The organism is Streptomyces sp. DvalAA-14, assembly GCF_900091855.1.
In the GTDB taxonomy this organism is placed as follows: domain Bacteria; phylum Actinomycetota; class Actinomycetes; order Streptomycetales; family Streptomycetaceae; genus Actinacidiphila.
Map to the genome: position 1 here is coordinate 1 of NZ_FMCH01000286.1, position 12,302 is coordinate 12,302.

Below are 12,302 nucleotides of genomic sequence, written 5' to 3' on the forward strand. Positions count from 1 at the left end.
GCCGCGATCCGGGCGGTGGCCGAGGCGGTCGGGCGCGGCGCGCTCGGCCTGGTGGATCTGCTCGACATCGACCTGATCGTGCTGGGCGGCCCGTTCTTCACCGACGACACCGCCCGCTACTACCTGGACGAGATCAGCCGGGTGGTCAACGAGTTCCCCACCGCGCGCCGGCTGCGGCGGGTGGAGGTGGAGCGCTCGGTGCTCAGCGCCGAGGCGGCAGCGGTCGGCGCGGCGTCCACCATCTTCCACGCCACGTTCACCCCCCGGCTGCGCGGCCGTGACCGGCCTTGAGCCGACCGGCCGCGTGCCGGCGATGGCTTCGGTGGTTTTGTCGGCATCAGTCAAAACAAACGCCGGACAGTCGCGTCACGACTCTTGACGCTCAGTCAAAGCAGGCAACAAACTGCCCCATTGATAACGCAAGCCCCGGACTTTCTTCGGACTTGCACGTAACTCCGAAGCAAACCGGATCCCCTGCTCGATGACGACGGAGGCGGGATGCACAAGCGAGAGCGCCGGCGGGCCGGACTGGCCGCGGTCTGCGCCATGGCGTGCGCGGTCGGACTCAGCGCCGGCTACGGCGGTACGGCGCTGGCCCAGGCACCGAGTGCGACGGCGAGCACCACCCCGGTCTACCTGGACACCGGCTACTCGTTCCAGGAGCGGGCCGCGGACCTGGTGTCCCGGATGACGCTGCAGGAGAAAGTGCAGCAGCTCAGCACCAACAGCGGCCCGGCCATCCCCCGGCTCGGCGTCCAGCAGTACACGTACTGGAGCGAGGGCCAGCACGGCATCAACCAGCTCGGCGCCGACCAGAACAACGGCGGGGTCCAGGGCGGGGTGCACTCCACCAGCTTCCCGACGAACTTCGCCTCCTCGATGTCCTGGGACAAGGACCTGATGTACCAGGAGAGCACCGCGATCTCCGACGAGGCGCGCGGCTTCCTGGACAAGTCCCTCTTCGGCACCGGGCAGAACAACCTCGGCCCGTCCGCCGACGACTACGGCGACCTCACGTACTGGGCGCCGACCGTCAACCTCGACCGGGACCCGCGCTGGGGCCGCACCGACGAGGCCTTCGGTGAGGACCCGTACTTCGTCGGCCAGATGGCCGGCCAGTTCATCGACGGCTACGAGGGCAACAACCAGGACGGCACCTCGCAGACCGGCTATCTGAAAGTCGCCGCCACCGCCAAGCACTATGCGCTGAACAACGTCGAGGACAACCGCACCGGCATCAGCTCCGACGTCAACGACACGGACCTGCGCGACTACTACACCGCCCAGTTCCGCAGCCTGATCGAGGACGCGCATGTCGCGGGCCTGATGACCTCGTACAACGCCATCAACGGCACCCCGTCGACCTCCGACACGTACACCACCAACGAACTCGCCCAGCGCACCTACGGGTTCAACGGGTACATCACCTCCGACTGCGGCGCGGTCGGCACCAACTGGCGCCTGTTCCCGGGCGGTCACGACTGGGCCCCGCCCGGCTGGACCACCGACCACAAGGACAATCCGACCTGGACCCAGACGTCCACCGGCACCACGATGTCCGGCCAGGCCGGCGCCGAGGCGTACTCGCTGCGGGCCGGCACCGATCTCAACTGCACCGGCGACGAGGCCACCACCGCCAACATCGAGGAGGCCATCAACGCCGGCGCCCTCAGCGAGGGGGTCATCGACACCGCGCTGGTGAAGGTGTTCACCGTCCGGATGGCCACCGGGGAGTTCGACCCGGCGAGCAAGGTGGCGTACACCGGCATCACCAAGGACCAGGTGGAAAGCCCCGCCCACCAGGCGCTGGCCACCAAGGTCGCCGACAACTCGCTGGTGCTGCTGAAGAACGACGCGCCGGCCGCCGGAGCCGGGGCGCTGCTGCCCGCCGATCTGTCCAAGACCAAGAAGGTGGTGATCCTCGGCGACCTCGCCAACACCACCTCGCTCGGCCTGTACTCGGGTGACCCCGACCACAAGACCAGCCCGGCGCAGGGCATCAAGAACGCGATCTACGCGGTCAACCCCACCGCCTCCGTGGTCTACGACGCGGCCGGCACCTCCTCCACGGCCACCACCGACGCGGTGCTGTCCGACAAGACCAAGGCCGACATCCAGGCTGCCGACCTCGTGGTGGTCTTCGTCGGCACCACCCAGGCCAACGGCGACGAGGGCAACGACCGGGACAACCTCGACATGCCCGGCAACTACGACTCGCTGATCAACCAGACGGCGGCGCTGGGCAACAAAAAGCTCGCCCTGGTGATCCAGTCCGACGGCCCGGTGGACATCCAGGCCGAGCAGGCCGCCGATTCAGGTGTCTCCTCGATCGTCTTCAGCGGCTACAACGGCCAGGACCAGGGCACCGCGCTCGCCGACGTGCTGTTCGGCAAGCAGAACCCGTCCGGGCACCTCAACTTCACCTGGTACAAGGACGATTCGCAGCTGCCCGACAAGCAGAACTACGGCCTGACCCCGAGCGAGACCGGCGGTCTGGGCCGCACCTACCAGTACTTCACCGGCGTGCCGACCTACCCCTTCGGCTACGGCCTGAGCTACAGCAAGTTCTCCTTGTCCGGGGTCACCGCCAACAAGACCCAGATCACGCCGGACGGCTCGGTGAAGATCGGCGTCGACGTGACCAACACCGGCAAGGTCGCGGGTGCCACCGTCGCCCAGCTCTACGCGGCCACCCCCTTCACCGTCCCCGGCGTACAGCTGCCGCAGAAGCGACTGGTCGGCTTCGCCAAGACCAAGGAGCTCAAGCCCGGCAAGAGCCAGCACCTGAACATCACCGTCAAGGCCGCCGACCTGTCCTTCTGGGACGCCGCGCAGTCCCGGCAGACGGTCTACAACGGCACCTACGCGTTCCAGCTCGGCAGTGACTCCGCGCACATAGCCGGCACCGCGAAGGTCAAGATCAACGGCACCCTCACCCCCACGGTGCAGACGGTGACCGTGCAGCCGGAGAGCGTCGTCTACAACGCCGGCGACACCTTCAGCCTGGCCGCCAAGAACAAGTGGATCAAGGACGACACCGACCCGACCCGCGAGCAGCGCGACCAGTCCATCACCGCGGACAACGTGGTCGAGGCGGTCAACAACGACCAGTCCTTCGTGGACCTGAGCACCGCCAAGACCACTTACCACAGCAGCGATCCCGCGGTCGCCACCGTGGACAAGAACGGTCTGGTGCACGCGGTGGCCGACGGCGTGGCCACCATCTCGGCGACTGTCGGCGGCGTCACCGGCTCGGCCGCGATCGTGGTGCACAACACGCTGACGCTGCAGGCGCTGCCGATCGCCAAGGCGGGCAGCACACTGACCGCCACCACCGTCTACACCAACGGCAGCACCTCCCCGGCCGACAACGTCACCGTCGCGCTGAACACCCCGGCCGGCTGGACCGCAACCGCGACCACCCCGGCGACCTTCCCGGAGGTCGCCCCGGGCCAGAAGGCCACCACCACCTGGCAGGTGACGGTCCCGGCCGGCACCGACCCGGACTCCTTCACCCTGAACGCCAGTGTCACCGCCCCCGGTGGTGAGATCGACGCCCAGGCACCGGTGACCGTGCCGTACGCCTCGCTGGCCGCCGCCTACAACAACCCCGGCATCAGCGACGACAACAACACCACCGTCGGCAACCTGGACGGCGAGGGCGCCAGCTTCTCGCAGCAGGCGCTGGCCGCGGCGGGCTGGAACTCCGGCCAGAGCACCGTGCACGACGGGGTGTCCTTCCCGTGGCCGGCCACCGCCGGTACCGGCCAGCCGGACAACGCGGTGGCCGGCGGCCAGGCCATCGAGATCACCGGCACCGGGAGCAAGCTGGGCTTCGTCGGCACCAGCGCCTTCGGCGCCACCTCGGGCAGCGGCACCATCGTCTACACCGACGGCAGCACCCAGACCTACGCGCTGGCGCTCGCCGACTGGTGGTCCGGTTCCGCCGCCCAGGGCAGCGACATCGCCGCCAGCACGCCGTATCTGAACAACGGCGGCGGTCACCAGAACCAGACCGTGCACATCTACGCCTCCACGGTGGACCTGCTCCCCGGCAAGACCGTCGAGGCCATCACCCTGCCGAACGTCAGCAAGGCCCAGGTCGACCACCAAGTGGCCATGCACCTGTGGTCGGTGGCGATCGGCGGCTGATCCCCGCGGGGACCGGCCACCGAGCCGGCCGGCCGATCGCCCGACCGGCCGGCCGAACACCCCGGCGCGACAGGGCCGGTCGAGCACCGCCGGTCGAGCAGCACCGGTCGAACGGCACCGGTCGAACGGCACCGGCTGAACACGGCCGGTCGAACAGCACCGGCTGAACCCCCGGCCGGGCCGGCCCTCGGCCGGCGCACGACAGGGGGCCGGTCTCCCACCCCGGAGACCGGCCCCCGCACCACGCAGACACCCCATGGGAGGCCTCACCCGATGGAACAGCCCGCTTCCGACAACGTTGTCAAAAGCACTCCGGGCTCCGCCCTCGTCCCCACCCGCCGCCGTTTCCTCACCCTCGGCGCCGCCACCGCCGCAGCGGTCGCCCTGCCGCTGGGGGCCGCCCAGGCCGCCGCGGCCGCCACCGGGCAGGTACCCGTGCCGCGTACCGGCGGCGACCGGGTGCTCCAGTCCCTCAACGGCACCTGGGACTTCCTGCCCGCGGCCGCCGGTGCCGCCTGGCCGCCGGCCGCCGACGGCTGGGCCACCATTCCGGTGCCCGCCGAATGGAACATGACCGCCGGGCCGTTCGCCACGCCGTGGGACGCGTACGACCTGTTCGGCACGCCCGCCGACTGGGACGACATCGACACCGCCTGGTACCGCCGCACCTTCACCGTGCCCGGGAACCGCCGCGGCCAGCGGATCGTGCTGCGCTTCGAAGCGGTCAACTTCGAGGCGACCGTCTTCGTCGGCGGTGTGCAGGTCGCCCACCACGCCGACGGGCTGCTGCCGTTCGAGGCGGACGTCACCGACCAGGTGGTGTTCGGCGGCGCCAACACCGTGCACCTGCTGGTGCGTTCGCCCGGCGCCGGCGCCCGGCAGGCCGACGGCTTCCACCACCCGGCCGGCTCGTGGTGGGGCCAGAGCGCGGCCGGCATCTGGCAGGACGTGTGGCTGCTGGCCCGTGATCCCGTCTCGGTCACCGACACCGCGATCACCACCTCGGTCACCGGCGGCACCCTCACCGCCGTCAGCGTGCTGCGCAACGACGGCCCGGCGGCCGCCACCGTCAGCGTCGACCACACCGTCTGGGACGGCCCCCGCCAGGTGCTGCGGCTCACCCACAGCGCCACCGTCCCGGCCGGCGGCACCGCCACCGTCAGCGCCTCGACCCGCTGGCGGAACCCCCGGCTGTGGGGCCCCGACGACCCGCATCTGTACGAACTGCGCGCCGACGTCCGGGACGGCGCCCGGGGCAGGGTGCTGGACTCCAGCAGCAACCGCTTCGGCTTCCGCGAAGTCACCGTGGACGGACCCGCGTTGCTGCTCAACGGATCGCCGCTGCTGCTGCGCGGCGACTCCTGGCACTACATGGGCTCGATCCAGAACAGCCGCGCCTACGCCGAGTTGTGGATGACCATGGCACGGGCCGCGGGCGTCAACTACATGCGGCTGCACGCCATGCCCTACCCGCCGGTGTACTACGACGTCGCCGACGAGCTCGGCATGCTGATCGTCGGCGAGTCCGGCATCTACGGCTCGTCCGGCAACTACGCCATGGGCGCCGCCGACTTCTGGGCCAACTGCGCCACCCACCTCACCGACCGCACGGTCCGCGACCGCAACCACCCCTCGATCATCGCCTGGAGCGCGGAGAACGAGATGCTGGCCGCCTTCGGACAGGGCTACGCCCCGCAGGTCGCGGCCCTCAAGGCCCCGGTGCTGGCCCAGGACACCACCCGGCCGGTGTACTTCGAGGGTGACGGCGACCCGCAGAGCGCCGGCGACCTGCGCAGCACGCACTACCCGCTGGAGATCACCACCGGGAGCACCGCGATCCCGCAGTCGGCCAGGGCGCTGGCCCCAGGACAGCCGCGCGGCGGCGAGTGGGACCGCAAGAAGCCGTTTCTGATCAGCGAGTTCAGCTCGATGTACTACGCCAACCCGGCCGACGTCAGCGCGCTCGGCGGCCCGGACGCCTATGCGAGCCCGGACGGACTGTGGGCCGCGCACGCGCTCACCGTCCGGGCCCAGATCGAGGGCTTCCGGTACGCGGGCATCACCGCCATCTCGCCCTGGAACACGGTCTGGTACGGCAACCGCCCGCTGCCTTTCAACGGCACGTCCCGGCCCGCCGCCGATCCCGGCGGCTCCGGGCCGCGGCTGAAGCGGGTCGGCGCCTTCGCCGCCACCCTGAACCCCGGCTTCCAGCGCGGCCTGCCGGACTGGGAGCCCAACCCCATCCACCCGGCGGTGACCCGGGTCTTCCAGCCGGTCGCCGCCTACCCGCTGGACTACCGCACCCACTTCGCCGGCGGCGCGGCGCTGGACCGGGACCTGATGCTGTGCAACGACACCGGCCGGCCGGCGCGGCTGACCGTCTCCTGGTCGGTCCGCGGCAAGGGCGTCCCCACCCGCGGCGGCCGTGCCACCGCGACCGTACCGGCGACCGGCCGTGTCACCCTGCCGACGACTCTGGCGCTGCCGACCGTCCGCGCGGACACCCCCGCCACCTGGCAGGTCACCGTGGAACTCGGCGGCCGGCGGCAGTTCACCGACGAGGCCGCGATCACCCTGTACCCGGCGGCCCCCGCGACGCTCGGCGTCGCCCTGCAGGCCGCGGTGCTGGAGGGAGCGGCGGGCGCGGCCACCACCGCGGCGCTCACCGCGCTGGGCGTCACCGCCCGCACCCTGCCCGACCTCACCGCACTGCCGGACCCGGCGACCGGTGAGGTGCTGGTGATCGCCGAGGGCGCCGATCCGGCCGTCAAGGGCGCGGACGGCGCCGCGGTGAGCGCCTTCGCCGCGGCCGGCGGCCAGGTGCTGGTGCTCGCGCAGGCCGCTTTCCCGCAACTGCTGCCCTGGCCGCAGTTCACCACCGGCAGCGCGCAGACCGTCACCCATGTCGCCGCGCCGCACCACCCGGTGCTGGCCGGCATCGGCGCCGAGGATCTGCGCTGGTGGCAGACGCAGGACGAACTGGTCACGTCCACGGTGCTGCTCAAGCCCCGGTTCGGCAGCCTGCTCTCGCTCGCCGACGCCGGACCCGCACTGGCCGCGACCGCGCTCGCCGAGGCCCGCTTCGGCAAGGGCCGCTACCTGCTGTGCCAGTACCCGGTCGTCGCCGCCCGGGCGGCCGAGCCGATCGCGGCCCGGCTGCTGCGCAACCTGCTCGGATACGTGGCGGCGCCGGCCGCGGCCACCCGGCGCCTGGGGACACTCGCCGCCGACCCCCAGGGCGCGGTGGCGCTCACCCTCAAGGCCGCCGCCGTCGAGCTGACCGCGCTCACGACCGTCGACGCGGCGGCGCTGGCGGACCTGGACATCCTGCTGGTGGACGCCTCGCCCGGCAACGAGACGCCGCTGGCCGCGCTCCGGGCGGCGGCCTCCGACGTCACCGGGTGGCTGCGCGCCGGCGGCACCCTGTGGGTCAACGGGGCCACCCCGGACACGCTGCCGTCGGTGGCGCCCTTCCTGCCGTCCGGCGCGACCCTCACCGCGGTCGACGCCGACCACCAGCACGGCGCCGTCGTCACCGGCCGCTCGGCCCTGACCACCGGCCTCAACAACGCCGACCTGGACTGGCCCGGCGCCGGCGCCGCACTGGTGGCGTGGACCGTGGCGGGCAAGGGCGGGCAGAGCGCGGCGGACACCCGGGCGGTGGCCTGGAGCCTGTTCAGCGCGGGCAACGAGCAGACCAAGTACGGCAGAGCCGCGCAGAGCATGGTCGGCTTCACCGCGGGCAGCGCGCTGTGGCAGAGCCGCCGGGGCGAGGGCTCGGTCGTCGTGGACCAACTGCGGTGGCCGGCCAAGAACGCCCTGCCGGCCCAGGTGGGCCTGGCCGCGCTGCTGGCCGCCAACCTCGGGGCCGCCTTCGCGGCGGGCGCCGGCTCGGGCGAACTGCCCACCGACGGCTGGCAGGGGTTCACCAATCCGGCCACTGGCAATCCGGCGAACGCCTTCGACCGCAACCCCAGTACCCGGTGGAGTACCGACGCGCTCCGGCAGCCGGGCATGTACTACGGCCTGGACCTCGGCGCGGCGCACACGATCGACAAGATCGTGTGGGACGCCTCCGCGTCCAGCGGCGACGTACCCAGCGCCGCCGACCTGCTGGTCTCCACCGACAACTCCACCTGGACCACGGTGCTCAGCCTCGCCGACACCACCCCGTACACCACGGGCGGTGTCATGACTCTGAACTTCTCCCCGGTGGACGCCCGTTACCTCAAGATCGTCAACACCGAGGCGGGCGGGTTGTACATGTCGGTGCACGAGCTGTACGTGTACGCGGCCGCCTCGTAGGGCGGCCCGGGCCTGCGGCGGGCCGCCGACACGGCGGCCCGCCGCACCCCACCCGGGGCGGGGCCGCCGGGCGGACCCGGCGGCCCCCGGTCAGGAGGAGGAGCTGAACGCGGAGTCGAAAGAGGCGGCCGGCGGTTCGATCGCGGCCAGCGCCCGGACGTGCGCGAGCGCGGCGGGCGCGCCCAGCAGCCGGTCCATGCCGGCGTCCTCCCACTCCACCGAGATCGGGCCGTCGTAGCCGATGCTGTTGAGCATCCGGAACACCGGCTCCCACGGCACGTCCCCGTGCCCGGTGGACACGAAATCCCAGCCGCGGCGCGGGTCGCCCCACGGCAGGTGCGAACCGAGCCTGCCGTTTCGCCCGTTCAGCTGCTTGACGGACTCCTTGCAGTCCACGTGGTAGATGCGGTCCTTGAAGTCGTAGAGGAATCCCACCGGATCCAGGTCCTGCCACACGAAATGGCTGGGATCGAAGTTGAGGCCGAAGGCCGGACGGTGCCCGATCGCCTCCAGCGCCCGCACCGTCGTCCAGTAGTCGTAGGCGATCTCACTGGGGTGCACCTCGTGGGCGAACCGCACCCCCACCTCGTCGAAGACGTCCAGGATCGGGTTCCAGCGGTCGGCGAAGTCGGCGAAGCCGCGGTCGATCATGGCCGGCGGCACCGGCGGGAACATCGCCACCGTGTGCCAGATCGAGGAGCCGGTGAAGCCCACCACCGTCTCGACCCCGAAGGCGGCGGCGGCCCGCGCGGTGTTCTTGATCTCCTCGGCGGCCCGCCGGCGGACCCCCTCGGGCTCGCCGTCGCCCCAGATCCTGGCCGGCAGGATGCCCTGGTGCCGCTCGTCGATCGGGTGGTCGCACACCGCCTGGCCGGTCAGGTGGCAGGAGATCGTCCAGCAGCGCAGCCCGTGCTGGTCCAGCGTGTCGCGCAGCCGCGGGAGATAGGCGTCGTCGGCCAGCGCCGCCTCCACGTCGAAGTGGTCGCCCCAGCAGGCGATCTCCAGGCCGTCGTAGCCCCATTCGGCGGCGAGCCGGCACACCTCGGTGAAGGGCAGATCCGCGAACTGGCCGGTGAAGAGGGTGACGGGACGGGCCATGAGCATCCTCCGGAGGTGGTCAGGACGTGGCGGGGAGCATGACGGGGATGTGCACGCCGAGGGCCGCGGCGCTGGACTCGACAGCGGCCAGCACCCGCTGCACCCGCAGGCCCGCCGCGAAGGACGGCTGCGGATCGGTGCCGTCGGCGACCGCCGTCACGAAGTCGCGCACCTGATGGGTGAAGGTGTGCTCGTAGCCGAGGAGATGGCCCGGCGGCCACCAGGCGTCGAGGTAGGGGTGGGTCGGTTCGGTCACCAGGACGCGGCGGAATCCGGCGGTCCCGGCGTCCTCCGAACGGTCGTAGAAGGCGAGTTCGTTGAGCGACTCGGCGTCGAAGGCGAGACTGCCGGCCGAGCCGCTGACCTCGATCCGCATCGCGTTCTTGTGCCCGGTGGCGAACCGGGTCGCCTCGAACACCCCGATCGCGCCGCCGTCGAAGCGCGCGGTGAACAGCGCCGCGTCGTCCACCGTCACCTGGCCGCGCTCGGAGGACGCCGTCCCGGACAGGCCGCTGGCCTGCGCGGGCAGCGGGCGCTCGGTGACGAAGGTCTCCAGCAGCGCGCCGACCGAGACGATCCGCTGCCCGGTCAGGAACTGCGCCGCGTCGATGCTGTGCGCGCCCAGGTCGCCGAGCGCCCCCGACCCGGCCCGCTCCTTGCGCAGCCGCCAGGCCAGCGGGAACTCCGGGTCGACCAGCCAGTCCTGCAGGTAACTGGCCCGCACCTGCCGGACGGTGCCGAGCCGGCCCTCCGCGATGAGGCGGCGGGCCAGCGCCAGGGCCGGCACCCGGCGGTAGTTGAAGGCCACCATGGACCGTACGCCGCCGGCGCGGGCCCGTTCGGCCGCGGCGGCCATCTCCTCGGCCTCGGCCACCGAATTGGCCAGCGGCTTCTCGCACAGCACGTGCTTGCCGGCGGCCAGCGCCGCCAGCGCGATCTGCGCGTGGGTGTCGCCGGGCGTGCAGATGTCCACCACGTCGATGTCGGGCCGCTCGACCAGCCGCCGCCAGTCGGTCTCGTGGGACTCCCAGCCGTAGCGGGCCGCGGCCCGGCGCACGCCCGGTTCGGACCGGCCGCAGACGGCGGTGAGTTCGACGCGGCGCGGCAGGTCGAAGAAGCGGCCGGCGGTACGCCACGCGTGGGAGTGCGCGGCGCCCATGAAAGCATGGCCGACCATGCCGATCCGCAAAGGCGGGGGTGGGGTCGTCGTCACGTACGTCCTCCTGGCGGGGGCGAATCGTTATTCATCCGGCATCGACTGAAAGTCATTGCGCCGGATAGAACAGTTCGCGAGTTTCTGCCTGAACTCATGCATAAGTCAAGGCTCTTGACGGAAGGAACGGCGACAAGGCACGGTGCGAACAGGTTCACCGTACGTACACACCCCGGGGGGCATCATCGACACGCCAGTGAACCTGCGCGAGGTGGGCAGGCTGCGGGTCCTGGAGGCCCTGCACACCACCCCGCGCAGCAGCCGTCCCGAACTGGTCCGGGTCACCGGCCTGTCGCGGGCCACCGTCTCCTCGCTGATCGCCGATCTCATCGCGATCGGCCTGGTCACCGAGGACGAGGGCCCCGAGGAGCCGGAGCCCCGGCGCACCGGCCGGCCCGCGCAGTCCCTGTCGCTGGTCCCGAGCGCCGGCTACGCGATCGGCGCGGACATCGGCCACCAGCATGTACGGGTCATCCTGTGCGACCTGTTCGGGGCGGTGCTCTGGGAGCACTGGGTGGCCAAGGAAGTGGACCGGGCACCCGAGGAGACCCTCGACCTGGTCGCCGTCCTGGTCGGCCGCGCCCTCCAGGAGACCGGGGTGGCCCGGGCCCGGGTGCTCGGCATCGGCGCGGGCATCGCCTCCCCGGTGGAGAAGAACAGCGGCGCGCTCGGCGCCGAGGGCATCATGCCCGGCTGGGTCGGCATGCACCTCACCGGTGAACTGCGGCGCCGCACCTCGCTGCCGGTCCGCGTCACCAACGACGCCAACGCCGGGGCGCTGGCCGAGCGGATGTACGGCGCCGGACGGCAGTCCGGCGACATGGTCTACGTCCGCCTGTCGGCCGGCATCGGCGCGGGCATCGTCAGCAACGGGCGGCTGCTGCTGGGCGCCCGCGGGCTGGCCGGCGAGATCGGGCACCTGCCGCTGATCACCGACGGACTCATCTGCCGCTGCGGCAACCGCGGTTGCCTGGAGACGGTGGCCAGCCCGGTCGCCATCGCCCGGCTGCTGTCGGACAGCTGGGGCCAGCAGGTCGCGGCCCGCGACCTGCCCGAACTGATCCGGCGCCGCAACACCGGGGCGCTGCGGGCGATCCGGGACGCCGGCGACGCGGTGGGCCGCGCGCTGTCCACCCTGGTGACGCTGCTCAACCCCAGCCTCATCGTGGTCGGCGGGGATCTGGCCGGCGCCGGCGACGACATCCTGGACCCGATGCGGGCGGGCGTCCGGCGCCATACCCTGCCGTCGGCCGCCGAGAGCGTGGAAATCGTCACCGGTGGCCTCGGCGACGGCGCCGAAGTACGCGGCGCGGCGGGCCTGGTACTGGCCGACGCACCCCAACTGCTCTCCGCCACCACGAGCGAGCCGCCGACCGCGGCGGCCGAGCCGGCCTGAGCGGTGGCCTGAGCGGCCGGCCCTGGCGGTCCCGACGGGGGCGTCGGCTCGACGCGGAGCCGGGATCTTCCGCCGGTGGGTGGTTGCCCGCGCAGTTCCCCGCGCCCCTGCGGGGCTCGGCTGTCGCCGGCGGAGGGG

At 72.1% G+C, this 12,302-nt stretch carries 5 protein-coding genes and 1 pseudogene; 4 read left to right on the forward strand and 2 right to left on the reverse strand.

Annotated elements, in window-relative coordinates; genetic code table 11:
- From GA0115240_RS14615 to GA0115240_RS14625, 3 genes and pseudogenes are all read left to right on the forward strand, one after another.
- Positions 1-291 (forward strand): annotated as a pseudogene (locus tag GA0115240_RS14615) (sugar kinase); the annotation flags it as partial.
- A 207-nt stretch (positions 292-498) separates the two neighbouring features.
- On the forward strand, positions 499-4,152 hold the full coding sequence (locus GA0115240_RS14620) for a glycoside hydrolase family 3 C-terminal domain-containing protein (RefSeq protein WP_093737113.1): 3,654 nt from the start codon (positions 499-501) through the stop codon (positions 4,150-4,152).
- Between the two features lie 273 nt (positions 4,153-4,425).
- Entirely contained in the window at positions 4,426-8,457 is a 4,032-nt protein-coding gene (locus GA0115240_RS14625) for a glycoside hydrolase family 2 protein (protein ID WP_093737114.1), read from the forward strand.
- A gap of 90 nt (positions 8,458-8,547) precedes the next feature.
- Here the strand turns inward: GA0115240_RS14625 and GA0115240_RS14630 are convergent, their stop codons facing one another.
- Both GA0115240_RS14630 and GA0115240_RS14635 read right to left on the reverse strand, forming a co-directional pair.
- Entirely contained in the window at positions 8,548-9,555 is a 1,008-nt protein-coding gene (locus GA0115240_RS14630; RefSeq protein ID WP_093737115.1) for a sugar phosphate isomerase/epimerase family protein, read from the reverse strand.
- A 19-nt stretch (positions 9,556-9,574) separates the two neighbouring features.
- Positions 9,575-10,732, reverse strand: a complete 1,158-nt coding sequence (locus GA0115240_RS14635) for a Gfo/Idh/MocA family protein (protein WP_093737117.1) — start codon at positions 10,730-10,732, stop codon at positions 9,575-9,577.
- 232 nt (positions 10,733-10,964) lie between these two features.
- On the opposite strand from GA0115240_RS14635, the gene GA0115240_RS14640 reads away from it, so the two are divergent.
- Positions 10,965-12,164, forward strand: a complete 1,200-nt coding sequence (locus tag GA0115240_RS14640; protein WP_161302219.1) for an ROK family transcriptional regulator — start codon at positions 10,965-10,967, stop codon at positions 12,162-12,164.
- The last annotated feature ends 138 nt before the right edge of the window (positions 12,165-12,302 follow it).